The 25,600-nt window shown below is 73.2% G+C and carries 22 protein-coding genes; 6 read left to right on the forward strand and 16 right to left on the reverse strand.

All coding sequences use genetic code 11. From position 1 onward, the window contains the following. Window positions 1-8: 8 nt before the first annotated feature. The 5 genes from AC067N_RS06695 to AC067N_RS06715 form a co-directional block, all read right to left on the reverse strand. A complete protein-coding gene (locus tag AC067N_RS06695) occupies window positions 9-362 on the reverse strand; it encodes a cytidine deaminase (protein WP_478677818.1) in 354 nt (117 codons plus the stop codon). 179 nt (window positions 363-541) lie between these two features. Next, window positions 542-901 (reverse strand): MmcQ/YjbR family DNA-binding protein, encoded by a 360-nt coding sequence (locus tag AC067N_RS06700; RefSeq protein WP_478677819.1) that lies wholly within the window; start codon window positions 899-901, stop codon window positions 542-544. Beyond that, on the reverse strand, window positions 898-2,205 hold the full coding sequence (locus AC067N_RS06705; protein ID WP_478677820.1) for a hemolysin family protein: 1,308 nt from the start codon (window positions 2,203-2,205) through the stop codon (window positions 898-900). The genes AC067N_RS06700 and AC067N_RS06705 overlap by 4 nt, the downstream gene beginning before the upstream one ends. Next, window positions 2,202-2,699: an rRNA maturation RNase YbeY gene (gene ybeY / locus AC067N_RS06710; protein WP_468070753.1), complete on the reverse strand. Its 498-nt coding sequence runs from the start codon at window positions 2,697-2,699 to the stop codon at window positions 2,202-2,204. The genes AC067N_RS06705 and ybeY overlap by 4 nt, the downstream gene beginning before the upstream one ends. Window positions 2,700-2,713: 14 nt before the next feature. Next, on the reverse strand, window positions 2,714-3,781 hold the full coding sequence (locus AC067N_RS06715; RefSeq protein WP_478677821.1) for a PhoH family protein: 1,068 nt from the start codon (window positions 3,779-3,781) through the stop codon (window positions 2,714-2,716). A 496-nt stretch (window positions 3,782-4,277) separates the two neighbouring features. Between AC067N_RS06715 and AC067N_RS06720 the strand changes: the two genes are divergently transcribed. From AC067N_RS06720 to AC067N_RS06735, 4 genes are all read left to right on the forward strand, one after another. After that, a complete protein-coding gene (locus AC067N_RS06720; protein WP_478677822.1) occupies window positions 4,278-4,484 on the forward strand; it encodes a hypothetical protein in 207 nt (68 codons plus the stop codon). Next, window positions 4,481-5,782, forward strand: a complete 1,302-nt coding sequence (locus AC067N_RS06725; RefSeq protein WP_478677823.1) for a glucarate dehydratase family protein — start codon at window positions 4,481-4,483, stop codon at window positions 5,780-5,782. The genes AC067N_RS06720 and AC067N_RS06725 overlap by 4 nt, the downstream gene beginning before the upstream one ends. A gap of 259 nt (window positions 5,783-6,041) precedes the next feature. After that, window positions 6,042-7,154 carry a carbohydrate kinase family protein gene (locus tag AC067N_RS06730; RefSeq protein ID WP_478677824.1) on the forward strand — a complete coding sequence of 371 codons (1,113 nt, stop codon included), beginning with the start codon at window positions 6,042-6,044 and terminating at the stop codon, window positions 7,152-7,154. 254 nt (window positions 7,155-7,408) lie between these two features. Then, window positions 7,409-8,602 (forward strand): MFS transporter, encoded by a 1,194-nt coding sequence (locus AC067N_RS06735; protein ID WP_478677825.1) that lies wholly within the window; start codon window positions 7,409-7,411, stop codon window positions 8,600-8,602. Window positions 8,603-8,629: 27 nt separating this feature from the next. Here the strand turns inward: AC067N_RS06735 and AC067N_RS06740 are convergent, their stop codons facing one another. The 9 genes from AC067N_RS06740 to hrcA all read right to left on the reverse strand — a co-directional run bounded on the left by AC067N_RS06740 (window position 8,630) and on the right by hrcA (window position 19,672). Beyond that, on the reverse strand, window positions 8,630-9,619 hold the full coding sequence (locus AC067N_RS06740; RefSeq protein ID WP_478677826.1) for an adenosine deaminase: 990 nt from the start codon (window positions 9,617-9,619) through the stop codon (window positions 8,630-8,632). A 49-nt stretch (window positions 9,620-9,668) separates the two neighbouring features. Further along, the gene (locus AC067N_RS06745; RefSeq protein ID WP_478677827.1) at window positions 9,669-10,577 is read right to left on the reverse strand and encodes a ribonuclease Z; all 909 of its coding nucleotides are present in this window, start codon (window positions 10,575-10,577) and stop codon (window positions 9,669-9,671) included. A 6-nt stretch (window positions 10,578-10,583) separates the two neighbouring features. Beyond that, on the reverse strand, window positions 10,584-10,937 hold the full coding sequence (locus tag AC067N_RS06750) for a histidine triad nucleotide-binding protein (RefSeq protein ID WP_478677828.1): 354 nt from the start codon (window positions 10,935-10,937) through the stop codon (window positions 10,584-10,586). A gap of 303 nt (window positions 10,938-11,240) precedes the next feature. Then, a complete protein-coding gene (locus AC067N_RS06755) occupies window positions 11,241-14,480 on the reverse strand; it encodes a S41 family peptidase (protein ID WP_478677829.1) in 3,240 nt (1,079 codons plus the stop codon). A gap of 99 nt (window positions 14,481-14,579) precedes the next feature. Continuing rightward, the gene (locus AC067N_RS06760) at window positions 14,580-15,146 is read right to left on the reverse strand and encodes a hypothetical protein (protein ID WP_478677830.1); all 567 of its coding nucleotides are present in this window, start codon (window positions 15,144-15,146) and stop codon (window positions 14,580-14,582) included. Between the two features lie 330 nt (window positions 15,147-15,476). Then, window positions 15,477-16,226 (reverse strand): 16S rRNA (uracil(1498)-N(3))-methyltransferase, encoded by a 750-nt coding sequence (locus AC067N_RS06765; RefSeq protein WP_478677831.1) that lies wholly within the window; start codon window positions 16,224-16,226, stop codon window positions 15,477-15,479. Next, window positions 16,223-17,395 carry a nitronate monooxygenase gene (locus tag AC067N_RS06770; protein ID WP_478677832.1) on the reverse strand — a complete coding sequence of 391 codons (1,173 nt, stop codon included), beginning with the start codon at window positions 17,393-17,395 and terminating at the stop codon, window positions 16,223-16,225. Before AC067N_RS06770 ends, AC067N_RS06765 begins: the two co-directional genes overlap by 4 nt. Before the next feature lie 123 nt (window positions 17,396-17,518). After that, window positions 17,519-18,655 (reverse strand): molecular chaperone DnaJ, encoded by a 1,137-nt coding sequence (gene dnaJ / locus AC067N_RS06775; protein WP_478677833.1) that lies wholly within the window; start codon window positions 18,653-18,655, stop codon window positions 17,519-17,521. Beyond that, a complete protein-coding gene (hrcA, locus tag AC067N_RS06780; RefSeq protein ID WP_055543005.1) occupies window positions 18,656-19,672 on the reverse strand; it encodes a heat-inducible transcriptional repressor HrcA in 1,017 nt (338 codons plus the stop codon). A 315-nt stretch (window positions 19,673-19,987) separates the two neighbouring features. Here hrcA and AC067N_RS06785 point away from each other — a divergent pair, with 315 nt between their 5' ends. Both AC067N_RS06785 and AC067N_RS06790 read left to right on the forward strand, forming a co-directional pair. Next, the gene (locus AC067N_RS06785; RefSeq protein WP_478677834.1) at window positions 19,988-20,725 is read left to right on the forward strand and encodes an MBL fold metallo-hydrolase; all 738 of its coding nucleotides are present in this window, start codon (window positions 19,988-19,990) and stop codon (window positions 20,723-20,725) included. A 42-nt stretch (window positions 20,726-20,767) separates the two neighbouring features. Next, complete coding sequence (locus AC067N_RS06790; RefSeq protein ID WP_478677835.1) at window positions 20,768-21,577, forward strand: DUF3097 domain-containing protein; 810 nt, start codon at window positions 20,768-20,770, stop codon at window positions 21,575-21,577. Window positions 21,578-21,617: 40 nt separating this feature from the next. On the opposite strand, the gene hemW is transcribed toward AC067N_RS06790, so the two are convergent. Together hemW and AC067N_RS06800 are read right to left on the reverse strand one after the other, a co-directional pair. Next, window positions 21,618-22,850 carry a radical SAM family heme chaperone HemW gene (hemW, locus tag AC067N_RS06795; RefSeq protein ID WP_478677836.1) on the reverse strand — a complete coding sequence of 411 codons (1,233 nt, stop codon included), beginning with the start codon at window positions 22,848-22,850 and terminating at the stop codon, window positions 21,618-21,620. A 61-nt stretch (window positions 22,851-22,911) separates the two neighbouring features. Beyond that, window positions 22,912-25,500, reverse strand: coding sequence for a SpoIIE family protein phosphatase (locus tag AC067N_RS06800; RefSeq protein ID WP_478677837.1), 2,589 nt, complete (start codon window positions 25,498-25,500; stop codon window positions 22,912-22,914). Window positions 25,501-25,600: the final 100 nt, after the last annotated feature.

Consider the following 25,600-nt stretch of genomic DNA (forward strand, 5'->3'; position numbering starts at 1 on the left):
GGCGGGGGTCAGCCCGCCGTCACCGTCGCCCGCACCGCGCCGTCCGGTCCCGCCAGCAGGACCGGGGTCGCGGGGCCGCCGAGGTCGCGTACGGCGGCACGGTCCTCGTCGGAGACGGTCTCCGTGTCGGTCACCACGGCCGCCGCCTCCAGGGACTTCGCGCCGGAGGCCACCGCCATGGCGACGGCCGTGCGCAGCGCGCTGAGCCGCAGGGAGTCCAGGGCGACGGTGCCGGCGACATACGTGCGGCCCGTCTCGTCGCGTACGGCCGCGCCCTCGGGCACGCCGTTGCGGGCCCGCGCGGAACGGGCCAGGGTGACGATCTTGCGGTCCTCGGGGTCGAGCGCGCTGCTGTCGGTCATGAGCCGAGCATACGTAGCCGCGGGACGGGCACCCGCGCTCACCCCGCCACCGGGTACAGCACCCCGCGCCCGCCCTCCGGTGTCCCCGGCCACGACCAGGCCCTCGCCCTGGACACGGCGATCCTCCTGACGGCGGCGGTACCGGTCGCCGTGGGCCTCCGCGTGTCCGGCGCGGCGCGTCAGGGACGGTCGAGACGCAGCCGCTCGGCTCTCGGCAGCCCGGCCACGACCAGGTCGTACGAGTCCTCGACGAGCTCCCGGACGAGGGCGTCCGGGAGGTCCCCGTCGACCGTCACCGTGTTCCAGTGGCGCTTGTTCATGTGGTACCCGGGGGCGATCAGACCGGGGTGCTCGCCGCGCAGCCGGACCGCGTCCTCGGGGTCGCACTTGAGGTTGACCTTCAGAGGCCGCTGCTCCGTCCAGCTCAGCGCGAACATCTTGCCGAGGACCTTGAAGACGGAGATCTCCGGGCGGAACGGGAAGTCCTCGACGGTCTCGTCGAAGGACAGGCAGAAGGCGCGCAGTTCGTCGGGGCTCACTCCGGCTTCGGCTCCTCCTCCGGCGGCCCGGCCGGGCCGATCGGCTCCACCAGCACCGTGACGATCTTGTTCCGGCGGCCGGCCGCGGCCTCCGCCGTGAGCCGCAGTTTCCGCCCGTCGGGCAGTTCCACGACCGAGGAGGCACCGGCGATGGGGACCCGGCCCAGCGCCTTGGCGAGGAGACCGCCGACGGTCTCCACGTCCTCGTCGTCGTAGGCGTCGAGGCCGTACAGCTCGCCGAGGTCGGTGATGTCGAGGCGGGCCGTGACCCGGTGGCGGTCGTCGCCCAGTTCCTCCACCGGAGGCAGCTCCCGGTCGTACTCGTCGGTGATCTCACCGACGATCTCCTCCAGGATGTCCTCGATGGTGACGATGCCGGCGGTGCCGCCGTACTCGTCGATGACGACGGCGACGTGGTTGCGCTCCTGCTGCATCTCACGGAGCAGGTCGCCGGCGTTCTTGGTGTCGGGGACGAAGACGGCGGGGCGCATCGCCGTGGAGACCAGTTCGTTCTCGGCGTCCCGGTTGATGTGCGTCCTGCGGGCCAGGTCCTTGAGGTAGACCACGCCGACGATGTCGTCCTCGCTCTCCCCGGTGACGGGGATGCGCGAGAAGCCGGACCGCAGGGCGAGGGTGAGCGCCTGGCGGATCGTCTTGTACCGCTCGATGACGACCAGGTCGGTGCGCGGGACCATCACCTCGCGGACGAGGGTGTCGCCGAGCTCGAACACCGAGTGCACCATGCGGCGCTCCTCGGCCTCGATCAGCGACTCCTGCTCGGCGAGGTCGACCAGCGCGCGCAGCTCGGCCTCGGAGGCGAAGGGACCGCGCCGGAAGCCCTTGCCCGGGGTCAGGGCGTTGCCGATGAGGATCAGCAGGGCCGGGACGGGGCCCATGATCCGGGCCAGCGGCAGCAGCACGTACGCCGCGGCCGTGGCCGTGTTCAGGGGGTGCTGGCGGCCGATGGTGCGCGGGGAGACACCGACGGCGACATAGGAGACGAGGACCATGACGCCGATGGCGACGACCAGCGCCTCCCAGGTCTCGTCGAACTCCTTCAGGCACGCGTACGTGACGAGCCCGGCGGCGGCCATCTCGCAGGCCACGCGCACCAGGAGCGCGACGTTCAGATAGCGGGTCGGGTCGGCCGCGACCTGGGCGAGCTTGGCACTGCCGCGCCGCCCGGACCGTACGGCCTCCTCGGCACGGAAGCTGGAGACACGCGCGAGGCCCGCCTCCGCGCAGGCGGCGAGCCAGGCGACGACGACCAGGGCGACGGCACCGCTGACGAGAGAAGCGCTCATGACACGGTCGGGGCCGGGGACGGGCCGGTGAGGCCCTTCTCCGCGCGCCAGCCGTCCACGATGGCCGCCTGGAGACCGAACATCTCGGCCTTCTCGTCGGGCTCCTCGTGGTCGTAGCCGAGCAGGTGCAGCACTCCGTGGACGGTCAGGAGCTGGAGCTCCTCGTCCATGGAGTGCTGCGTGGCCGCTTCCCTGCCCTGCTTCTCGGCGACCTCGGGGCACAGCACGATGTCCCCGAGGAGGCCCTGCGGCGGCTCGTCGTCGTCCTTCGACGGCGGACGCAGCTCGTCCATGGGAAAGGACATGACATCCGTGGGGCCGGGCAGGTCCATCCACTGGATGTGCAGCTGCTCCATGGCGTCGGCGTCCACGACGATCACCGAGAGCTCGGAGAGCGGGTGGATGCGCATCCGGGCGAGCGCGTAGCGGGCGATGTCGAGGATCGCCTGCTCGTCGACCTCGGTTCCTGACTCGTTGTTGACGTCGATCGACATGGTGCTGTGCTTGTCTACTTCCCCTTGTGCCCGGACTTGCCCCGGCTCTTGTGGGAGCCGTTCTGGGTGCCGTGCGTGCTGTCGTACTGCTCGTACGCGTCGACGATACGGCCGACGAGCTTGTGCCGTACGACATCGTGCGACGACAGCCGCGAGAAGTGCACGTCCTCGACGCCGTCCAGGATGTCCTGGACCTGGCGCAGACCGGACTTCGTGCCGTCCGGCAGGTCGACCTGCGTCACGTCACCCGTGATCACGATCTTCGAGTCGAAGCCGAGGCGGGTGAGGAACATCTTCATCTGCTCGGGCGAGGTGTTCTGGGCCTCGTCCAGGATGATGAAGGCGTCATTGAGCGTACGGCCCCTCATGTACGCCAGGGGCGCGACCTCGATCGTCCCGGCGGCCATGAGCCTCGGGATGGAGTCGGGGTCGAGCATGTCGTGCAGCGCGTCGTACAGCGGGCGCAGATAGGGGTCGATCTTCTCGTAGAGGGTGCCCGGCAGGAAGCCCAGCCGCTCGCCGGCCTCGACCGCGGGACGGGTCAGGATGATGCGGTTGACCTGCTTGGACTGGAGGGCCTGCACGGCCTTGGCCATCGCCAGGTAGGTCTTGCCGGTGCCGGCGGGGCCGATGCCGAAGACGATGGTGTGCTTGTCGATGGCGTCGACGTACCGCTTCTGGTTGAGCGTCTTGGGGCGGATGGTGCGGCCGCGCGAGGAGAGGATGTTCTGCGTGAGCACCTCGGCCGGGGTCTCCTGGCCGTCGCTCTTGCCGTTCTCACTCGCTCTCAGCATGGCGATCGAGCGTTCCACTGCGTCCTCCGTCATCGGCTGTCCGGTGCGGAGCACCAGCATCATCTCGTCGAACAGGCGCTGGACGAGAGCGACTTCGGGGGCGTCGCCGACCGCGCTGATCTCATTGCCCCGGACGTGTATGTCGACCGCCGGGAAGGCCTTCTCGATCACGCGCAGGAGGGAGTCGCCGGAGCCCAGCACGGTCACCATGGGGTGGGCCGCGGGGACGGTGAACTGTGCTCTCGCCTTGCCCTGCGCGGGGGTGTGGGCTGTGGGTGTCTGAGTCATGGGCCGGCCCTGTGGCCGCACGTCCTCCTTGTAACGGCTCGCAGGCCCTGTGCGGGGGCTGCGCTTGCGCTTCAAGGGTACGCCGGGGCACCGACAACGCCGTAGGAGTTTTCGATGGTGCGGACGAGCCCGGTGAGCACGGTGGCTCAGCGCCGGACCAGGGCACCCTCCGTCCCCGGCGGCACGCCTCGCTCTGGTCTCGATCCTCGCCTGTCCTGGTCATCACCTCGACGATGCGGGCCTCGGGGGCCGACGTGAGGCGGGCGGCCGGGACCGAGCGCTGACGCTCTCCTCCCGGTCGACGGAGTGGCCGCGGGCGCGGGTGGCGGCGAGGGACGTGCGGGTGGTGCGGGTGCGGGGCGTGAGCGCCTCGTACGGGCCCTCGGGGCGTTCCGTGTCCGGGCGCTCGGCGAGGAGCGCTGCCCATTGACGCCCCGGATTCACCTATCTAACCTCCGTTCTCATATGCGAAGAGCGTCTACATGGGGAGATGCCGGTGCGCCATGACCCGGACCGTCGCACCGCCACGGTCCGTCGGCTGCGCGTGTCCGTCGGCTGCGCGTCGGCACGGCGAAACCCCTCGGCCGCCGATCTCGCCGAGCTGGAGCGGCTGCCGGCCGCCGGGCTCGCCCTCGCGTCCCGACTCGCTTCCGCACCGCGGGACATGGCCCCCGCCGTGCCGACCCCAGGAGCCGCCCCGTGACCGCTGTCCGCGACCTGACCATCGCCGAGGTGCGGCTGACCCCGATCCTGGTCGCCGACCCGCCGCTGCTGAACACCCAGGGGGTCCACCAGCCGTACACGCCCCGGCTGATCGTGGAGGTGGTGACCGCCGGCGGGACCGCGGGGCTCGGTGAGACGTACGGCGACACCAAGTACCTGGAGCTGGCGCGGCCGTTCGCGGCGAAGCTGGTGGGCCGCACGGTCGACGATCTGAACGGTCTGTTCACCGTTGCCGACGAGGTCGCCGTCGACGGGTCCCGGATCTCCGGGCAGGTGGACGTGGGTGGTCTGCGGGGCGTGCAGACCGCCGACAAGCTGCGTCTTTCGGTCGTCTCCGCGTTCGAGGTGGCCTGTCTGGACGCCCTCGGCAGGGCACTGGACCTGCCGGTGCACGCGCTGCTCGGCGGGAAGGTGCGGGACGCGGTGGAGTACAGCGCGTACCTGTTCTACAAGTGGGCGGACCATCCCGAGGGGGTCGTCGCCGAGAAGGACGACTGGGGTGCGGCCCTCGATCCGGCCGGGGTGGTGGAGCAGGCCCGGCGGTTCACGGAGCGCTACGGCTTCACCTCCTACAAGCTCAAGGGCGGTGTCTTCCCGCCCGAGGAGGAGATCGCCGCGATCCGGGCCCTCGCCGAGGCGTTCCCCGGCCGTCCGCTGCGGCTCGACCCCAACGGGGCCTGGTCCGTGGAGACCTCCGTACGGGTCGCGGACGCCCTCGCCGACGTCCTCGAGTACCTGGAGGACCCGGCGCTGGGGACGCCCGCCATGGCCGAGGTCGCCGCGCGTACCCCGGTGCCGCTCGCCACCAACATGTGTGTGACGACCTTCGCCGAGATCAAGGAGGCGTTCACCAGGGACGCCGTGCAGGTCGTCCTCTCGGACCACCACTACTGGGGCGGTCTGCGCAACACCCGGGAACTGGCCGCGATCTGCCGTGCCTTCGGCGTCGGCGTCTCGATGCACTCCAACACCCATCTCGGGATCAGCCTCGCCGCGATGACCCAGGTGGCGTCCACGGTGCCCGACCTCCACCACGCCTGCGACTCCCACTACCCCTGGCAGTCCGAGGACGTCCTGACCGAGCGCCTCACCTTCGAGAACGGGTCCGTACGGGTCTCCGACGCACCGGGCCTGGGCGTCGAGCTCGACCGCGCCAGGCTGGCCGTCCTCCACGAGAGGTGGCTGACCGACGACGGCTCCCTCCACGACCGCGACGACGGGGCGGCGATGCGGGTGGCGGACCCCGCCTGGATCACCCCGTCGGTGCCGCGCTGGTAGCCCAGGGTTCGGCTGCGGGTGGCTGTGGGGTTGTTCCGCGCCCCTGATAAGCGACCGGGGCTGCGCCCCGTGCTTTTCGATGAGGGGCGGGCCGCAGGCCCGACCCTTCAGGGGCGCGGGGAACTGCGCGAGCAACCCCCACCCACCCGCACCCGCCGACGAAACACGCACCCCCGGGCCATCACGCGCCCCGGCCCACCCAGCGGAGCGTTTTGGTGCAGACTGGCCAGATCCACGCACCACCGCCAGGGAGCACATCGTGACCGCGTCCACAGGGGAGCGTCCACACCTCCGGCCCCAGGTCGACCCGCTGTCGGCCCTGAGGACCCCGGACGACCCGCCCTGGGACGTGTATCTGACCGGCACCGTCTTCCTCGACATCATCTTCACCGGCCTCGACTCCGCCCCGGTCCGCGGCACCGAGTCCTGGGCCCGGGGCATGGGCTCCAGCCCCGGCGGCGTGGCGAACATGGCCACGGCGCTGGCCCGGCTCGGCCTGAAGACGTCCCTCGCCGCGGCCTTCGGTGACGACCACTACGGCGAGTACTGCTGGGACGCCCTGGAGCAGGGTGAGGGCATCGACCTGTCCACCTCCCGCACCGTCGCGGGCTGGCATTCCCCGGTCACCGTGTCCATGGCGTACGAGGGCGAACGGACGATGGTCTCGCACGGCCACGCCGCCCCCACGGAGGAGTCCGCGCCGGAGTGCCCGCCGTACGCGCGCGCTGCCGTCGCCTCCCTGACCCCCGGCGTGCGCGCCCCCTGGATCACCCAGGCCGCGCGCAAGGGCACCCGGATCTTCGCGGACGTCGGCTGGGACGAGACCGGTGCCTGGGACCTGGCGGGACTGGCCGACCTCGAACACTGCGAGGCGTTCCTGCCGAACGCGGAGGAGGCGATGCGGTACACCCGCGCCGACTGCCCGCGCGCCGCCGCCCGCGCGCTGACCGAGCATGTCCCGGTGGCCGTGGTGACGCTCGGCGCGGAGGGCGCCTACGCCGTGGACGGCCGTACCGGAGAGACGGCCGAGGTACCTGCGATCGCGGTGGAGGCCCTGGACCCCACGGGCGCAGGCGATGTGTTCGTGGCCGGTTTCGTCACCGGCACCCTCGCGGACTGGCCGCTCGCGGACCGGCTGGCGTTCGCGGGTCTGACGGCCGCCCTGTCGGTGCAGGAGTTCGGCGGTTCGCTCTCGGCGCCCGGGTGGTCCGAGATCGCCGCGTGGTGGCGTCGGGTGCGGTCCCTCGACGTCCAGGACCCGGCGGCCCTCCGCCGCTACGCCTTCCTGGAGGACTTCCTCCCCGAGGGGCCCGTGGCTCCCTGGCCGCTGCGCCGCGCGGTCCCCACCATCGGCTTCCGCCGCTCGGCCTGAGGCGCACGCGTGAACGGACCTGTACAGCAAGGCAGTTGAGACACCGACCGCACCCAGGGGGCACCCTCTTCTACCCCACCGCCCACGCCCCAAACGCTATGTGCCGCACATCACACCCCCCGCGTTTCCTCCGTGCTCCGCGGCCTTGATACAAATTCTCCGCGCGTCCCTGTCCGTCGACAGCCGCCCAATTCCCCTGCCGGGCCCCCGTCGTCGGGGTCCGCAGCCGCACCCTCGCACGTCCAGGAACGCCCGTGTCCCCCCGCACCCCCACCCTGCCCTGGCCCCTCGTCGCCCTTTTCACGGCCGGGTACCTCGCCGCGTACCTCCTGCCGACCACCGTCGGCAGACTCGACGCGGCCCTCCCCCTCACCGCCACCGAGGCCGGCGCCGTCGGCAGTGCCCTGCTGCTGGGTTCGGCCACGGCGGGCTTCACGCTCGCCGCGCAGGTGGAGCGGTTCGGTCCCCGCCGCCTCGCCCGCGCGGGCCTGCTGCTCGCGGCCGTCGGCTACGGCACCGCCGCGCTCACCACCACCCTCCCCGCGGTGGTCGCGGGAGCGGTCCTCGGGGGCCTCGGCTCGGGTACGGCGACCGCCGTGGCCGCGGCCGGCATCGCCGCGCAGCGTGACCCCCACCGGGTGTCCACCATGGGCCTGCTGGGTGTCTCGGCGCTGGCCGGTGTGCTCTACCTGACGATTCCCCACCTGGGTCCCGGCCACGGTCTGCCGTTCGCCGCCCTTGCCCTCACGGCCCTGCTCACCCTGCCGGCGACCGGCCGTCTCACCACCGCCGTGGCGACGGCCCACACCGACGGGGAACGCGGCCCGCTCCCCCACCGCCGCTCGGGTCTGGTCCTCGCCGCCGCCCTCCTGCTGTGGTCCCTCGCCCAGAACTCCCTCTGGGGCGTGAGCGGCCGTATCGGCACCACCCAGGCCGGCCTCAGCGAGGTCACCGTCGGCGCGGTCTTCGCGGCGGCCCTCGGCGCGGGCCTGCTGGGGGTGATCGGCGCGAGCGCGCTGGGTGCGCGGCTGGGCCGGGCGCTGCCCATCGGCGGCGGCACCGCGCTCATCGCGGGCTGTATCGCGCTGAGCGCCTCGGCGACCGATCTCAGGGCCTTCGCCACGGGTGAGATCGCCTGGAACGTGCTCTACCCGGTCGTGCTGTCGTATCTGATCGGCCTCGCCGCCTCGCTCGACCCGCGCGGCCGCTGGGCGGTCCTCGTCGGCTCCGCGTCCTCGCTCGGCACGGCCGCCGGCCCCCTCACCGGCAGCCTGCTCTCCGCCCACGCGGGCTTCCCGGCGATGGGCGCGATCCTGGCCGTGGGCCTGCTTCTGATCGCCGCCCCCCTGACGGCCGTGGCGCTGCGCACCACGACCACCACGACCGAGCACGCCCGCTACCGGGACCGGTCGGCGGCCGAGCAGCCGGAGTACCGCCCGGCGGCCTGAGCCCGGACCCGTGGGTGACGGTCGCCGTCAGAACTCGTACGCGTCCACCTCGGCGAGATACCGGGCCCGTCGCTCCTCGTCGTCCTCCAGGAAGGAGGCGGTGAAGGAGTTGCGGGCCAGCTCGCGCAACCGCTCCTCGCCCAGGCCGAGGGTGCGGTGGACGGCGTCGAAGTTGTCGCCCGCGTAGCCGCCGAAGTAGGCGGGGTCGTCGGAGTTGACCGTGCAGAGCAGCCCGGCGTCGAGCATGGCGGGCAGCGGGTGGTCGGCGAGGGTGTCGACGGTCCGCAGCCGGACGTTGGACAGCGGACACAGCGTCAGCGGGATCCGCTCCCGCACCAGCCGCTCGACGAGGGCCGGGTCCTCCATGCAGCGCAGCCCGTGGTCGACGCGCTCGACCCCGAGCACGTCCAGGGCCTCGGTGATGTACTCCGGCGGCCCCTCCTCGCCCGCGTGCGCCACCCGGCGCAGCCCCAGCGCGGCGGCGGCCTCGTACACTTCGCGGAACTTGACCGGCGGGTGCCCCACTTCGGCGGAGTCGAGCCCGATGCCGGTGATCCGGTCGAGGTACGGCCTGGCGGACTCCAGGGTCTCCATGGCGGAGGCGGCGGACTCGTCGCGCAGGAAGCACATGATGAGCCGGGTGGAGACCCCGTGGTTCTCGTCGCTCTTCTCCAGCGCCCGCCACAGCCCCTCGACGACGGTGCCCATGGCCACCCCGCGGGCCGTGTGCGCCTGCGGGTCGAAGAACATCTCCACGTGCCGCACGCCCTGCGCCGCGGCCCGGGCGAGGTAGGCGTCGGCGAGGTCCGCGAAGTCCCGCTCGGTGCGAAGCACGGCCATCAGCTCGTAGTACAGGTTCAGGAACGACTGGAGATCCTCGAACCGGTACGCCTCGCGCAGGGCGTCCGTGTGGGCGTACGGGAGCGTCACCCCGTTCCGGGCGGCCAGCTCGAAAGCCAGCTCCGGCTCCAGCGTGCCTTCGATGTGCAGGTGCAGTTCAGCTTTGGGGAGGGACATCGAAGCATGGTACGTCCGGCGTACCGTGACTTCGCATACGCCGCGTGCGTCACCGTCGTTTCGGCAACGCCACCCTCATCAGGTCGTGCGCCACACTCAGCTCCCCCTCGAAGCCGGCCGCCCGCGCCTGCCGCTCGAACTCCTCCGGCTCCGTGTAGCGCTGGCTGAAGTGGGTCAGCACAAGATGCCGTACGCCGCAGTCCCGGGCCACGGAGGCCGCCTGACCGGCGGTCAGATGCCCGTGGTCCACCGCGAGTTCGATGTCCTCGTTCAGGAAGGTGGACTCGATGACGAGCATGTCGGCGCCGTCCGCGAGGGCGTAGACCCCGTCGCACAGCCGGGTGTCCATGATGAACGCGAACCGCTGTCCGCGGCGCAGCTCGCTCACGTCGTCCAGGACGACGCTCCCGAGGACGCCCTCCCGCTGGATCCGCCCGATGTCCGGCCCCTTGATGCCGTGCTCGGCGAGCCGCTCGGGCAGCATGCGGCGCCCGTCGGGCTCGACGAGCCGGTAGCCGTACGACTCGACGGGGTGGGAGAGCTTGCGGGCGTCGAGCGTGTACGCGGGGGTGGCGGCCAGTACCGCGCCGTCCCCGTCGACGGGGACCTCGGCGATCCGCACGGTCTCCCGGTACGCCGTCGCGTACCGCAGCCGGTCGAAGAACCGTTTGCCGGAGCGCGGGTAGTGCGCGGTGATCCCGTGCGGGACGCGGTCGAGGTTGATGCGCTGGATGACTCCGGCCAGCCCGAGCGAGTGGTCACCGTGGAAGTGGGTGACGCACAGGCGGTTCAGGTCGTGCGCGGCGACGCCGGCGCGCAGCATCTGGCGCTGGGTGCCCTCGCCGGGGTCGAACAGCAGGCCCTCGCCGTCCCACCGCAGGAGATAGCCGTTGTGGTTGCGGTGCCGGGTCGGGACCTGGCTGGCGGTGCCGAGGACCACCAGTTCACGTGAGGACACGGCTCGTCACCCGGGGGGCCACTGGAGGCCGCGGCCGCCGATGACATGCGCGTGGGCGTGCCAGACGGTCTGCCCCGCGCCGCTGCCGGTGTTGAAGACGACGCGGTAGCTCTCCAGCTTGTCCTCGTCCGCGACGGCCTGGGTCTCGCGCAGGACGTCCGCGGCGAGCGCGGGGGCCGCGGTGGCGAGCGAGGCGGCGTCCGGGTAGTGCGCCTTCGGGATCACCAGGACGTGGGTCGGCGCCTGGGGGTTGATGTCCCGGAACGCGAGGGTCGTCTCCGTCTCCCTCACGATCGTCGCCGGTACATGCCCCGCCGCGATCTTGCAGAACAGACAGTCGTCCTGCGGCTCCCCTGCCATACGTCGCCTCCGCTGCGCCGATGTGATCACTACGGCGCCATCGTATCGACCGGGGTGCGACGTCGCTCCGCGAATTGGGGGCCGGGGTTTCCCGGGTCGGTGCGGGTGGGTTGGGGCTGGTCGCGCCCACGCGGCGGAGCCGCATGTGTCACCGCCCCGCGCCCCTGGAGGGACGGGCCTGCGGCCCACCGTTCCCCGAAAAGCACGGCGCGCAGCCCCGGTCGCTCTTCAGGGGCGCGGGGAACTGCGCGAACGGCCCCCACCGACCCGCACCCGCCCAACAAGCAGCGCGCCCCCGAGCTATCAGGCGCCCTCGCCCGGCTCCCGCGGCAGCGTCGGTGCCGTCTTCGCCGGCGTCTCCTCCAGCCCCGCCAACGCGATCCGGATCGCCTCGTCCAGCTGAGGGTCGCGGCCGGCCGCGTGGTCCTGCGGCGCCTGGACGACCTCGACGTCCGGGTCGACGCCGTGGTTCTCGACGCCCCACCCGTACCCCTCCAGCCAGAACGCGTACTTCGGCTGGGTCACCAGCGTCCCGTCGACCAGCCGGTACCGGCTGTCGATCCCGACGACCCCGCCCCACGTCCGCGTCCCGACCACCGGGCCGATGCCGAGCGCCTTGATGGCCGCGTTCACGATGTCCCCGTCGGACCCGGAGAACTCGTTGGCCACGGCGACGACGGGGCCCCGGGGCGCGTCGTCGGGGTAGCTGGTCGCCCGCATCCCGCGCGGCAGGTCCCAGCCCACGATCCGCCGCGCCAGCTTCTCCACCACGAGCTGCGACGTGTGTCCTCCCCGGTTCTCCCGGACGTCCACGACGAGCCCTTCCCGGGCGACCTCGATCCGCAGGTCCCGGTGGAGCTGCGCCCAGCCGGACCCGACCATGTCGGGCACGTGCAGATAGCCGAGCCGGCCGCCGGACTTCTCGTGGACGTAGGCCCTCCGGTCCGCCACCCACGCGTGGTAGCGCAGCGGTTCCTCGTCCGCGATGGGCACGACGACGGCATGGCGCGGGTCGCCGCCGCCGGAGGGGAGGACGGTCAGTTCGACCGGCTTGCCCGCGGTGCCGACGAGCAGCGGCCCGGGCCCGGCCACCGGATCGACCGGCTGTCCGCCGACGGCGACGATCGCGTCCCCGGCCCGCACGGCCACGCCCGGCGCGGCGAGCGGCGCGTGCGCGTCGGGGTCGGAGGTCTCCGACGGCAGGACGCGGTCGATGCGCCAGGTCCCGTCCTCGTGCCGGGAGATGTCCGCGCCGAGGAGTCCCTGCCGCCGGTCGCCGGAGCCCCCGCCGCCGCGCGGGGTGACGTAGGCGTGGGACGTGCCGAGTTCGCCCTGCACCTCCCACAGCAGGTCGACGAGGTCGTCGTGGGTGGCGACCCGGTCGAGGACGGGCCGGTAGCGGTCGAGGACGGCCTGCCAGTCGACACCGCCGAGGTCGGGGCGCCAGAAGTTGTCCCGCATGAGGCGGCCGGTCTCGTCGAACATCTGCCGCCACTCGGCGGCCGGGTCCACCGTCTGCCGGACGCGGCCGAGGTCGACGGTGATGTTGCTGTCGCTCTCGTCGTCGCCCGAGGCCCGCCGGTCGCTGGGGACGACCTTGAGTTTGCCGTCGGTCCACAGCAGCACCCGTTTGCCGTCGCCGCTGACGGCGTAGTGCTCGGCGTCGGAGGCCAGGTACTCCAGGCGCCGCTGGGCGAGGTCGTACCGCTCCAGGGACGTCTTCGGGTCGGGGTCGTCGGGGGTGGCCCGGGAGTGGCCGAGGACGCCGGTGACGGGGTGGCGCAGCCACAGCACACCGTCCTTGGCTGCGCGGAGCGTGGAGTAGCGGGCGGCCTCGACGGGGAAGGGCACGATCCGGTCGGCCAGCCCTTCGAGGTCGATACGGGTGACGGGGGCGCCCTCGCTGTCCGGGGTCTCCTCCTTGTCGGGGGCCTCGAACGGCCGGCCGTGGCGCTGCGGCCCGAAGGGCGAGGGGGTGGTGGCGGCGAGCGTGATGAGGTGCGGGCGGGCGCCGCTGACGAAGTGCAGGTCGAAGACGTGCTCGTCGTAGACGGGGTCGAAGGCGCGCGCGGAGAGGAAGGCCAGGTGCTTGCCGTCGAGGGTGAACGCAGGCGAGTAGTCCTGGAAGCGGAGCGGGGTGGCCTCGGTGACGGACAGGTCGGCGGTGTTGGCGAGCTTGAGCTGGCGCAGCGGGCGGGCGCCCGGGTGCGACCAGGCGAGCCAGGCCGAGTCGGGCGAGAAGACGAGCCCGGTCGCCTCTCCGTCCTCGCTGCGGTCGACCTCCCGTACCTCGCCCGTCTCCCGCTCGACGAGCAGCACCCGCCCGTCGTGCGCGGCGACGGCGACCCGGCTGCCGTCGGGGGCCACGGCGAGCCCGAGGACCCGGCCCAGCTGCCCGGCGGCGAGCCGGCGCGGAGTCGTGCCCGGTCCGGCGCCGGTCGCGGGGGCGAACTCCAGGGCGTCGTCGCCCTCCGCGTCCGTCACCCAGACCACCCACTCCTCGCCCTCCACCCGGAAGGCACGCGGCAGCCGGGCCCGCACCCCGTGCTCGGCGGCGAGCGCCCGGGCGGGGCCGGAGCGGTGGGTGACCCAGTGCACGGAGCCGCGTACGGCGACCGCGCTGCCCCGGGCGGTGTGATCGGGCGAGGCGGAGCCGAACCAGCGGGAGGCGTTCACCGGGAACGGCTGGAGGTCGACGCGCTGCCCGCCCAGCCGGACGTCGACCCTGCGCGGCTCGGCCCCGTCGAGGTCGTCGAGCAGCCACAGCTCACCGGCGGACGCGTACACGACCCGCGTGCCGTCGGTGGCCGCGTGCCGGGCGTAGAAACCGTCGACGGGTGTGTGGCGCCGCAGGTCGGAGCCGTCCGCGAGCGAGGAGTACAGCGCGCCGACGCCCTCGTGGTCGGAGAGGAACGCGATCCGGTCGCCCACCCACAGCGGGTACTCCAGGTTCCCGTCGAGGTCGGCGTGGAGGCGGACGAACTCGCCGTCGCCCTCACGGTCGATCCACAGCTTGCCCGCCGTGCCGCCCCGGTACCGCTTCCACCAGGCGGCCTCGCGCCCCATCGGCGCGGACAGCAGCACGGTGGCCGGACCGTACGCGACATGGCCGACGGGGCCGTACGGCAGGGTCGTGGCGGGTCCGCCGTCGAGCGGGACCGCCCGCGCCCAGCTCCGCCGCAGGCTGGCCTCTCCCTGGGTGCTGAGCGCGAGGACCTGCCCGTCGGGGGTCCAGCCGCGCACCTGGGTCCGCCAACTGCCCCAGTGGGTGAGGCGCTTGGCCGGGCCGCCGTCGACGGGCGCGACATGCACCTCGGGGGCGCCGTCCCGGGTGGAGGTCCACGCGACGAGCGTGCCGTCCGGGGAGATACGCGGATGGTTGACGGGCATGTTGTCCGCGCTGACGCGCCACGCACGACCGCCGTCGAGAGGGGCGACCCAGACGTCGTCCTCGGCGGTGAAGGCGACCAAGTCGCCGTGCAGGTGCGGGTATCGGAGATACGCGGACTGTACGGACTGTGTGGACAGTGCGGTCTGAGTCACCCGGTCACTGTAAGCAGCGGGCGGGCATATGGGGAGACGTTTGGATCATGTCGCCCCCCGGGAACCGCACTTGCCCCCTTCGCCCCTTCCGTCCTCCGGTTACTTGCCTTCCGGCCAGCACTGCGGGTCCTTCTGGCACCAGATGGTCTGGGTGACGGTCACCGTCACGGTGGGTCCGGGCCGACCCGGCTGGTTCGATGTCCCGGGGGTGGGGTCGGGGGCGTTGCAGTTGCCGAGCACGTCGACGCGGAAGCGCTGCCTGCCGTCGACCTTGGCGGTCAGGTCACCGCGGACGCACTTGCCGTTGACCTCCTTGGTCACCTTTCCGGTGATCGTGATGTCCCGGCCCTTCCTGTCCTCGCCCGTGCAGTCCACGTTCGCCACGGTGTCGACGGAAGCGGAGGGAGAAGCGGACTTCTTCCTGTCGCCGCTGTCGCCGCCGCTGTCGCCGTACGAGGCCGTGCAGGTGAGCCACTGGACGTCGACGCCGTGCCGCTCCAGTTCCCTGGTGCCCGTCTGGTCCGTGGTGAAGGCGACCGCGCCGGTGTTGATCCCACCCCCCTCGCAGGCCACCAGTGTGACGACAGCCGCGATTCCGAGGCCGGCCCGCGCCAACGTCCGGCGTCCGGCGGACCGGTTGACCCTTACTCGTCCGAAAACCCCCATGGACGCCACCTTCCCACCGGGGGTCCCGGCCCCGGAAGACCACAAGCAGCCACGCTCTCCATGCGGGGTGTTCCCCCGCGGCGGCGCGGATATCCGCCTGCCCCGGGACTCGGGGGTGCGGGTGGGGTGGGTGGGGGTTGTTCGCGCCCGCGCGCGGAGCCGCATGTGTCGCCGCCCCACGCCCCTGAAAAGGCGCGGGCTGCGCCCCGCGCTCTTCCTATGAAGGGGGGCCGCAGGCCCAACCCTTCAGGGGCGCGGGGAACTGCGCGAGAAACCACACACCACCCGCACCCGCCAAAACCACCCGAACCCCCGAGCTACAAGGCGCCGTCACGCCCAGCGCCCCGTACGGGTCAGCAGCAGCGCCCCCGCCGCCGTACCGGCCGTGGACGTACGCAGAACACTCGGCCCCAGCCGGTAGGCGCGGGCCCCGGCTTCCCCGAACAGCGCCAACTCCTCCGGGGAGACGCCCCCTTCGGGCCCCACGACCAGCACGATCTCCCCCGCGGAGGGGAGTTCGGCCGAGGCCAGCGCCGCGTCACCGCTCTCGTGCAGCACACCGGCGAAGTCCGCGGCGGCGAGCAACTCGGCGACCTGCTTGCCGGTCGCCGGTTCCGCGACCTCGGGGAACCGCACCCGCCGTGACTGCTTCCCCGCCTCCCGGGCCGTCGCCCGCCACTTCGCGAGGGCCTTGAGCCCCCGCTCGCCCTTCCACTGGGTGATGCACCGCGACGCCGCCCACGGCACGATCGCGTCGATGCCGACCTCGGTCATGGTCTCGACGGCCAGCTCGCCCCGGTCGCCCTTCGGCAACGCCTGTACGACGGTGATCCGGGGCCGCGCGACCGGCTCCTCGTGGACGGACTCCAGGTCCATCACCACGAGCCGGTCCTTGCCCTCGGCCGCCTTGACGATCCCTTCGGCCCAGCGGCCCCGCCCGTCGGTGAGGACGACGTCCTCGCCGGGACGCAGCCGCTTCACGGAGACGGCGTGCCGCCCCTCGGGCCCGTCGAGCACGAACTCACCACCGCTGCCGTCCGGCAGCTCCAGCGACTCGACCACGAAGACAGGAGCGGTCATCGGCCCTCACCGCCCGCCGGGGCCCCGGAACCGCCCCCGGCCACGCCCTCGCCGGAGCCGGAAGCGGAGGCGGCCCCCGACCCCGGCCCGGCCGTCCCGATCCCGGCGGAGACGACCGCGGCCCGCGCCTCCGCGATCTCGGCGGCCAGCACCCCGACCAGCTCCCCGGCCGGCAGCGCCCGCGCCATCCGGTGCCCCTGCCCGGCCCACAGCGCCATGCCCTGCGTGTCCTCGGCCTTCGCGGCGGCCTTGCGCAGCGGCGAGGTCAGGTGGTGGACCTCGGGGTACGCGACGGGCGCGTAGGGACCGTGCTCACGCATGAAGCGGTTGACCAGTCCCCGGGCAGGCCGCCCGGAGAAGGCGCGGGTCAGCTCCGTTCGGACGAAGAGGGGGTCGGTCAGCGCCCGCTTGTGGACGGCGGCGGCCCCGGACTCGGGCGTGGCGAGGAAGGCCGTACCCAGCTGGGCGGCGCTCGCGCCCGCCGTGAGGAGAGCGGCGATCTGACCGCCGCGCATGATTCCGCCCGCCGCGACGATCGGCAGCGCCACGGCCTCCCGGACCTGGGCGACCAGGGAGAGCAGCCCGATGCCGGCGCAGTCCCGCTCCGGGTCGTCCCGGTGGGTGCCCTGGTGGCCGCCGGCCTCGACGCCCTGCACGATCACCGCGTGGGCGCCCGACCGCTCCACGGCCTGCGCCTCCTCGGCGGAGGTCGCGGTGACGAGGGTCAGCGTGCCCTTGCGGGCGAGGGACTCGATGACCTCGGGGGTCGGGCAGCCGAAGTGGAAGGAGACCACCGGCACGGGGTTGTCGAGCAGTACGGCGAGCTTGGCCTCGTAGCCGTCGTCCCGCCCGCTGTCGGGGTCGCCCAGTTCCGTCTCGTACCAGGAGGCCTCACCGGCCAGCTGCTCCGCGTACACCTCGACGGCGGCGGGCTCCGCGTGCTCGGGCTGCGGCATGAACAGGTTCACGCCGAAGGGGCGTGAGGTGAGCGCCCGGAGCGCCTTGATCTCCTGGTACATCCCGTCGGCCGTCTTGTACCCGGCGGCCAGGAACCCCAGGCCCCCGGCCTCGGACACGGCGGCGGCCAGTGGCGGGACGGAGACACCGCCCGCCATCGGGGCCTGCACGATCGGGAGGGGAAAGAGATCGGTCAGTGCGGAGGAGGACATGGCCGCATGCTTTCACGTCCACGGACCGTCGCCGAATCGGGTGGGCGGACGGTCCGGCCGCGAGTGGTTCGTGGTGGAACCGCACGACCGGCCCTCACCCACCCGCAGCCGGACGACCCACGGTCAGCGCCCGTTGAACGCGTCCTTCAGCCGCGAGAACAGCCCCTGCTGCCCCGGCTGGAACTGCCCCGTCGGCCGCTCCTCGCCCCGCAGTGCCGCCAGCTGCCGCAGCAGCTGCTCCTGCTCGGGGTCGAGCTTCGTCGGCGTCTGCACCTCGACGTGGACGATGAGGTCGCCTCGGCCTCCGCCGCGCAGATGCGTGACACCGCGCCCGTGCAGCGGGATCGACTGACCGGACTGGGTGCCGGGCCGGATGTCGACCTCCTCCAGACCGTCCAGCGTCTCCAGCGGCACCTTCGTGCCGAGCGCCGCCGCGGTCATGGGGATCGTCACCGTGCAGTGCAGGTCGTCGCCGCGCCGCTGGAAGACGGCGTGCGGCAGCTCGTGGATCTCGACGTAGAGGTCACCGGCGGGACCGCCGCCGGGTCCGACCTCGCCCTCACCGGCGAGCTGGATGCGGGTGCCGTTGTCGACACCGGCCGGGATCTTCACCGTCAGCGTGCGCCGCGACCGCACCCGTCCGTCGCCCGCGCACTCGGGGCACGGGGTCGGGACGACGGTGCCGAAGCCCTGGCACTGCGGGCAGGGACGCGAGGTCATGACCTGGCCCAGGAAGGACCGCGTGACCTGCGAGACCTCGCCGCGGCCGCGGCACATGTCACAGGTCTGCGCGCTTGTGCCGGGGGCCGCGCCCTCGCCGCTGCAGGTGCCGCACACCACGGCCGTGTCGACCTGGATGTCCTTCGTCGTGCCGAAGGCGGCCTCGTCGAGGTCGACCTCCAGCCGGATCATCGCGTCCTGGCCGCGGCGCGTGCGCGACCGGGGGCCGCGCTGGGACGCCGTACCGAAGAAGGCGTCCATGATGTCCGAGAAGTTCCCGAAGCCACCGGCGCCGAAGCCGCCCGCGCCTCCGCCGCCCGCCTGGGACAGCGGGTCGCCGCCGAGGTCGTAGACCTGCTTCTTCTGCGGGTCCGAGAGAACCTCGTACGCGGCGTTGATCTCCTTGAACCGCTCCTGCGTCTTCGGATCGGGGTTGACGTCCGGGTGCAGCTCGCGAGCGAGCCTCCGGAACGCCTTCTTGATCTCGTCCTGGGACGCGTCGCGGCGCACGCCGAGTACGGCGTAGTAGTCCGTGGCCACTTAAGACTCCGCCAGGATCTGTCCGACGTACCGTGCCACCGCTCGTACCGCTCCCATCGTTCCCGGATAGTCCATGCGCGTAGGTCCGACCACGCCCAGTTTCGCGACTGCCTCGCCGCCCGAACCGTAGCCGACCGAGACGACGGACGTGGAGTTGAGTCCCTCATACGCGTTCTCGTGACCGATGCGGACGGTCATGCCCGAATCCCCCGCCTCCCCGAGCAACTTGAGGAGCACGACCTGTTCCTCCAGTGCTTCGAGGACGGGCCGGATCGTGAGGGGGAAGTCATGTCCGAAGCGGGTCAGATTGGCGGTGCCGCCGATCATCAGCCGCTCCTCGTTCTCCTCGACAAGGGTCTCCAGCAGCGTGGAGAGCACCGTCGAGACCGTACCCCGGTCCTCGACGTCGAACGCCTCCGGCAGGTCCTCGACCAGCCGGGGCACATCGGTGAACCGGCGGCCCGCGACCCGGCTGTTCAGCCGGGCGCGCAGATCCGCGAGAGACGTTTCTCCGAACGGCGCCGGGCAGTCGACCATCCGCTGCTCCACCCGGCCGGTGTCCGTGATCAGCACGAGCATCAGGCGGGCGGGGGCCAGCGACAGCAGTTCCACGTGCCGCACCGTCGATCGGGTGAGCGACGGGTACTGCACGACGGCGACCTGGCGGGTCAGCTGGGCGAGCAGCCGCACGGTCCGCGCGACCACGTCGTCCAGGTCGACGGCGCCGTCCAGGAAGTTCTGGATGGCGCGCCGCTCGGGCGCGGTCATCGGCTTGACACCGGCCAGCTTGTCGACGAAGAGCCGGTATCCCTTGTCGGTGGGGATGCGGCCCGCGCTGGTGTGGGGCTGGGCGATGTAGCCCTCGTCCTCCAGCGCCGCCATGTCGTTGCGGACCGTCGCCGGGGACACGCCGAGGTTGTGCCGCTCGGTGAGGGCCTTCGACCCCACCGGCTCCTCGGTGCCGACATAGTCCTGGACGATGGCGCGCAGCACCTGGAGCCTGCGTTCACTGAGCATTCGCGCACACCTCCAGCTCGTCTCCGCGCGACTTCCCCCTTGGCACTCGCCCGCGGCGAGTGCCAACACTCCCCGCCCAGTGTACGGCGGTGGGGTACGCCCCCGGCAAGGCCGGTCCAGCCATGTCGTGCCGAGGTGTACCGACCTGTCCGGCGATGTCGCACCGCTTTCCACCGACGGGTCCGGGCCCTTCGCGTGGCCGGCCGGCCACGCGGAGGGTGATGAGGAACACGGGGTGGCAGGGGCGGGAAGGTGCCGGGCGCCGCGGACACCGTACGGGGCACGGGCACGGCCACTGGGGGCTAGCTTCGGGTCATGACGGTGACTTGGAAAGAGTGCGGGTGGGAGGGTTTGGCGCCGCGGGTCGGACGGTGCCGCCTCCCCGGCTGGGACTGCACGGTGGGGCTGGTGGTCGGGGACGGCGCGGCCCTGATGATCGACGCGGGTTCGAGCCTGCGGGAAGGCGCGCGGTTGCGCGGCCAGGCGCGTGAGCTGCTGGGCGGCACCCGTGTGACACATCTCGCGCTCACCCACTCCCACTTCGACCATGTCTTCGGTGCGTCCGCGTTCTCCGGGGTGGAGGTCTTCGGCGCGGTGGGCCTGGACGGCGTCCTGGACGGCGGGCGGGACGGGCTGCGCGCCGACGCCGTGCGTCACGGGCTGCCCGTCGAGGACGCCGCCGAGGCGGCCGACCTGCTGGTACGCCCCCGTCATCACGTCTCGGGCGAGTGGACCCTGGACCTGGGCGACGGCCCCCAGGTGCTGCTGGCGAACGTCGGCCCCGGTCACACGCCCCACGACCTGGCGGTGCTGGTGCCCGGCTCGCCCACCGCCCCCGAGATCGTCTTCTGCGGGGACCTGGTGGAGGAGTCCGGCGAGCCCCAGGCCGGTCCGGACGCGGTCCCGTCCCACTGGCCGGCCGCCCTGGACCGGCTGCTGGAGCTGGGCGGCGAGGACGCGCTGTACGTGCCCGGGCACGGGGCGGTGGTCGACGCGGCGTTCGTACGGGCCCAACGCGATGCGCTCGCACGCCGCTTCGGCGTGTCGGGCTGAGCACGGGGGATTCCGGGCGCGGGTTCTCCTATCGTCATCCGAATGCGCCAGTACTCTCCGGACCTGACCCCGCCGTGGAAGAAGCCCAAGCCGGTTCCCGAGGTCCCGGCCGATCCGGGCCTGGTGGTCGAGGAGGCCGACACCGGTTTCTGCGGCGCGGTGATCCGCTGCGAGGCGGGCACGGTGACCCTGGAGGACCGCTTCGGCAAGCACCGGGTGTTCCCGCTGGAGCCGCGGGGGTTCCTGCTGGAGGGGCGGGTGGTGACGCTGGTGCGCCCCTCGTCCGCCGCTCCGCCCCGTCCGACCCGTACCGCGTCCGGCTCGGTCGCCGTCCCCGGCGCCCGCGCGCGGGTGGCCCGCGCCGGCCGCATCTACGTGGAGGGCCGCCACGACGCCGAACTGGTCGAGAAGGTCTGGGGCGACGACCTGCGGATCGAGGGCGTGGTGGTGGAGTACCTGGAGGGTGTGGACGACCTTCCGGCGATCGTCGCGGACTTCGCCCCCGGCCCCGACGCGAGACTCGGCGTCCTGGTCGACCACCTGGTCCCCGGCAGCAAGGAGTCCCGCATCGCCGCGTCCGTGACCGGCGAACACGCCCTGGTCGTGGGCCACCCCTACATCGACGTCTGGGAGGCGGTGAAGCCGTCGTCCCTGGGCATCGAGGCGTGGCCGCGGGTGCCCCGCGGGCAGGACTGGAAGACGGGGGTGTGCCGGGCCCTGGGATGGCCGGAGAACACCGGTGCGGCGTGGCAGCGGATCCTGGGGAGTGTGCGGTCCTACAGGGATCTGGAGCCGGCGCTGCTGGGACGGGTGGAGGAACTGATCGACTTCGTCACGGACGGCGAAGGGTAGGCGGTCGGTCCACAACAGGCCGGACGGCGACCGGCAGTGGTCAGTCCACGAGGTCGCGGACCACCGCGTCGGCGAGGAGGCGGCCCCGCAGGGTCAGGACCGCGCGACCCGCGTCGTACGGCCCCCGCGCCAGCAGCCCGTCGGTGAGCGCCCGGTGTGCGGCCGCGCGCCCGTCCTCCCGCAACAGGTCCAGCGGCACACCTTCGCGCAGCCTCAGCTCCAGCAGGATCCGCTCGACCCGGCGGTCCTCGTCCGACAGCAGTTCACGTCCCGCTCCCGGCGACCTCCCGGCGGCCAGCGCCGCCGCGTACGCCCCGGGGTGCTTGACGTTCCACCAGCGCACGCCGCCGACATGGCTGTGCGCGCCCGGCCCCGCGCCCCACCAGTCGGCGCCCCGCCAGTACAGCTCGTTGTGCAGACACCGGCCCGCGTCGGAGGTCGCCCAGTTGGAGACCTCGTACCAGTCGAAGCCGGCGGCCGACAGCATCTCCTCGGCGATCAGATAGCGGTCGGCGTGCACGTCGTCGTCCGTCATCGGCACCTCGCCCCGGCGGATCCGCCGCGCGAGCTGCGTGCCCTCCTCGACGATCAGCGCGTACGCCGAGACGTGGTCCGGACCGGCGCCGAGCGCCGCCTCCAGGGAGGCCCGCCAGTCGTCGTCGGACTCCCCGGGCGTGCCGTAGATCAGATCGAGGTTGACGTGCTCGAATCCCGCCGCGCGGGCCTCCGCGACGCACGCCTCCGGGCGCCCCGGCGTGTGCGTCCGGTCGAGGATCCTCAGGACGTGCTGCCGGGCGCTCTGCATACCGAAGGAGACCCGGTTGAAGCCGCCGGCCCGCAGGGCCGCCAGGTAGGCGGGGTCCACGGACTCCGGGTTCGCCTCCGTCGTCACCTCGGCGTCGTCCGCGAGCCCGAACTCGTCCCGGATCGCCCCCAGCATCCGTACGAGATCACCGGCGGCCAGCAGCGTGGGGGTGCCACCGCCGACGAAGACCGTGCGGACGGGCCGCGGGTCGTCGCCGAGGACCTTGCGGGCGAGGCGGATCTCGTCGACGACGGTGTCCGCGTAGTTGTCGCGGGAGGCGAGCACCCCGCCCGTGCCGCGCAGCTCGGTCGCCGTGTAGGTGTTGAAGTCGCAGTACCCGCAGCGGGTCGCGCAGTACGGGACGTGCAGATAGAACCCGAGGGGCCGCTCGGCCGCCCCGGCCAGGGCGTGCGCGGGCAGCGCCCCGTCGTCGGGGACGGGCTCACCGTCGGGAAGTGCGGAAGGCATGCCCTCCATTGTCCAGCACCCGGCGCGGCGTCCCGTACGGCCGTCCTCTCGCCTCGCGGGTCTACTCCGCCTGCAGCACCAGCAGCGCCAGGTCGTCCTCGGGTACTCCCGGGCCGAACTCGTGCACGAGCCGGCGGATCCGTTCGGCGATCAGCTGGGCGTTGAGTCCGGCGCACCCGGCCAGCGCGCTCGCGAGGCCGTCGCCGTCGTCGAACATGACGGGGCCGCTGCGCCGCTCGGTCACCCCGTCGGTCACGCACAGCAGTGTGTCGCCGGGGCGCAGCTCGAACGTCTCGGAGACGTACTCCGCGTCCTCGATCACACCGAGCAGGGTCTGCGGCTCGGCCATGGTCCGTACGTCGCCCTCGGGGCCGAGGAGGAGCGGCAGCGGGTGCCCGGCGGAGGCGAGGGTGCAGTGGACGCCGCCGTCGAAGGGGACGAGTTCGCCGTAGAGGAGGGAGAGGAAGCGGGTCTGGGAGGCCTCGGGGTCGGCGAGGGCCGGGGCGCCCGCCGTGACCAGGGCACGGGCGGCGGCGTCGGCCGTTTCGGTCGCGTCGTCGAGGAGGAGCTGGTTGAGGCGGTCGAGTACGTCGGCGACGCCGTAGCCCTCGCGGGCGAGCAGCCGCAGCCAGGGCCGGGCGAGGCCGATGACGACGGCGGCCTCGGGGCCCTTGCCCTGGACGTCGCCGAGTGCGAAGCCCCAGCGGCCCCGGCCCGCGGGGAACAGGTCGTAGAAGTCGCCGCTCGGTCCCCCCTTGTCACGCGGCTCGTACACCAGGGCGCTGGTCACGCCGGGGATCTCGGCGACCGCGCCCGGCAGCAGACCCCGCTGCAGGACGCGGCTGATCGTGGCCTGGCGGGCGTACTGGCGGGCGGCCCCGATCGCCAGCGCGATCCGGCGGCTGAGGTCCTCGACGAGCCCGGTCAGCTCGTCCGGGAAGCGGAGCAGTCCGGCGCGGCCGATCACGAGTGTGCCGAGCGGCCGCCCACCGGCGATCAGCCGGTACGCGAGCGCCGCCCCGCCCTCACCGCCGCCCCCGGGCTCGCCCCTGTCCCCGCCGTCGGACGACCCCGGCCCGCCCGCCCGGAGCGATGCGGTGCCCGGCTCCGCCGCCGCCCGCGCGCTCCCCGGGGCGCCCGTACCCGGCGCGCCCGGCCCGGCTGACGACGCCGCCGGAGTCCCCGGAGCGCCCGTTTCCGCCACCGCCCCCGGGCGCCCCATCCGCGGCCACGGCACCGGCACGGCGCGCGACCGCACCGACTCGGGCAGCCTGGGCGGGTCCTTCTCCAGGGCCCGGCGAAGGTCCTCGATGCGGTTCTCGCTGCCGTGCCAGACCCGGGCGAGCCGGGGCGCGGGGCCGAGGGAGCCGTCGGAGCCGCGCCAGCCGAGGGTCTCGTCCTCCAGCCACACGGCGCACCAGTCGGCCAGGCGGGGCACCAGGAGCTGTCCGGCGAGCGCGGCGACCAGGTCCTCGTCGAGCTGCCCGGCGAGCAGATCGGACGCCTCGGCGAGGAAGGAGAGGGCGCCCCGGTTCAGCCACTCCCGGTCCCCCTCAACACCGCGCCGCGGGACCGGTGCGACGAGATCGGCCGGCCCCCTGTCGACGGGGCCGGTGGGGACGAAGCCGGTGGGGCCGGTGGGGCCGGCGAAGCCGACCGAGCCGACCGGACCGACAGGCTCGATGGGCCGGGCGGGCTCGCCCTGCTCGATCGCGCCGACCTCAGCGACCACACTGCCCGGGCCGGCAGGGCCGACGGGGTCCAGCCGGCCTCCCGTGCGTCCCGCCTCTGCCGGCGTGGCTCCCGCGTCGTCCCCGCGGCATGCTTCACCCCCGAGCCCCGTCCCGTCCCCGAGCCCCGTCCCGTCCCCGAGCCCCACGCCCCCGCCCCGCCCGGCGACCGCCTGACCCCGGTGGTCTCCGAGCCCCGGTCCGCCGGGGCACGCCCGTGCTTCACCGTCTTCGGCCCCGGCGTACGGGCCGGCCCCCGTGCCGTCCCGTCCCGGGACACCGGCGTAGGCCCCGACCACCCCCAGTTCCCCTTGCGCGCCCCCGAATCCCCCGATCCCCTCGTCCCCCTCGTCCACCGCCAGCGCCCCGTCCACCGACAGCCGGGCCCAGACGGTCTTCGCCCCGGTCCGGTAGGTGATGCCCCATGCCTCGGAGACCGCCGCCACGAGCCGCAGGCCCCGCCCGTACTCGGCGGCACCGTAAGGACGTTCGACGAGGTACGGGCGGGCGGCGCCTTCGTCGCGTACCGCGCGAGAGGGATGGTGGTCGGAGACCTCGACGACCAGCCAGCCCGAGGCGGTGCCGTCGTCGCGGTCGTACCGGCACAGCAGTTCGACGTCGGTGCCGGCGTGGACGACCGCGTTGGTGACCAGTTCACTGACCACGACGAGCACGTCCTCGACGAGCCGTCCGCTGAACGAGTCGGCACCAGGGAGGTCGAGTTCCGCCCACTCCCGGAGCGCGCTGCCGACGAAGCGCCGGGCGGCTCCGGGCGCGAGCGGGCCTCCGGGCAGCGACAACCGCGCCACGGCGCGCCGATCGGCGCCGGCGCGCACGGACCCGACGTAGGCCGTGCCGGCGTGGGCCTCCGGCGCGCTTCCGTCCTCCGGACGCGCGGGCGCGTCAGGAGAACGCGGCACGGTCTCCCGTTGCGTCGGAATCGCCCCCACTGAGCAGCTCCCTGAGAAGTTCGGACGAATAGGCCTCAGGCGGCACGGACAGAGTGACAGACTGGCCACG

Source organism: Streptomyces sp. NPDC042364 (genome assembly GCF_056437585.1).

Excerpts from the sequence above, each read along its gene's own strand:
- AC067N_RS06695 (WP_478677818.1), bottom strand. The coding sequence starts at position 362 with ATGACCGACAGCAGCGCGCTCGACCCCGAGGACCGCAAGATCGTCACC.
- AC067N_RS06705 (WP_478677820.1), bottom strand. The coding sequence starts at position 2,205 with ATGAGCGCTTCTCTCGTCAGCGGTGCCGTCGCCCTGGTCGTCGTCGCC.
- ybeY (WP_468070753.1), bottom strand. The coding sequence starts at position 2,699 with ATGTCGATCGACGTCAACAACGAGTCAGGAACCGAGGTCGACGAGCAG.
- AC067N_RS06715 (WP_478677821.1), bottom strand. The coding sequence starts at position 3,781 with ATGACTCAGACACCCACAGCCCACACCCCCGCGCAGGGCAAGGCGAGA.
- AC067N_RS06740 (WP_478677826.1), bottom strand. The coding sequence starts at position 9,619 with ATGTCCCTCCCCAAAGCTGAACTGCACCTGCACATCGAAGGCACGCTG.
- AC067N_RS06750 (WP_478677828.1), bottom strand. The coding sequence starts at position 10,937 with ATGGCAGGGGAGCCGCAGGACGACTGTCTGTTCTGCAAGATCGCGGCG.
- AC067N_RS06760 (WP_478677830.1), bottom strand. The coding sequence starts at position 15,146 with ATGGGGGTTTTCGGACGAGTAAGGGTCAACCGGTCCGCCGGACGCCGG.
- AC067N_RS06765 (WP_478677831.1), bottom strand. The coding sequence starts at position 16,226 with ATGACCGCTCCTGTCTTCGTGGTCGAGTCGCTGGAGCTGCCGGACGGC.
- AC067N_RS06770 (WP_478677832.1), bottom strand. The coding sequence starts at position 17,395 with ATGTCCTCCTCCGCACTGACCGATCTCTTTCCCCTCCCGATCGTGCAG.
- hrcA (WP_055543005.1), bottom strand. The coding sequence starts at position 19,672 with ATGCTCAGTGAACGCAGGCTCCAGGTGCTGCGCGCCATCGTCCAGGAC.
- AC067N_RS06785 (WP_478677834.1), top strand. The coding sequence starts at position 19,988 with ATGACGGTGACTTGGAAAGAGTGCGGGTGGGAGGGTTTGGCGCCGCGG.
- AC067N_RS06790 (WP_478677835.1), top strand. The coding sequence starts at position 20,768 with ATGCGCCAGTACTCTCCGGACCTGACCCCGCCGTGGAAGAAGCCCAAG.
- hemW (WP_478677836.1), bottom strand. The coding sequence starts at position 22,850 with ATGCCTTCCGCACTTCCCGACGGTGAGCCCGTCCCCGACGACGGGGCG.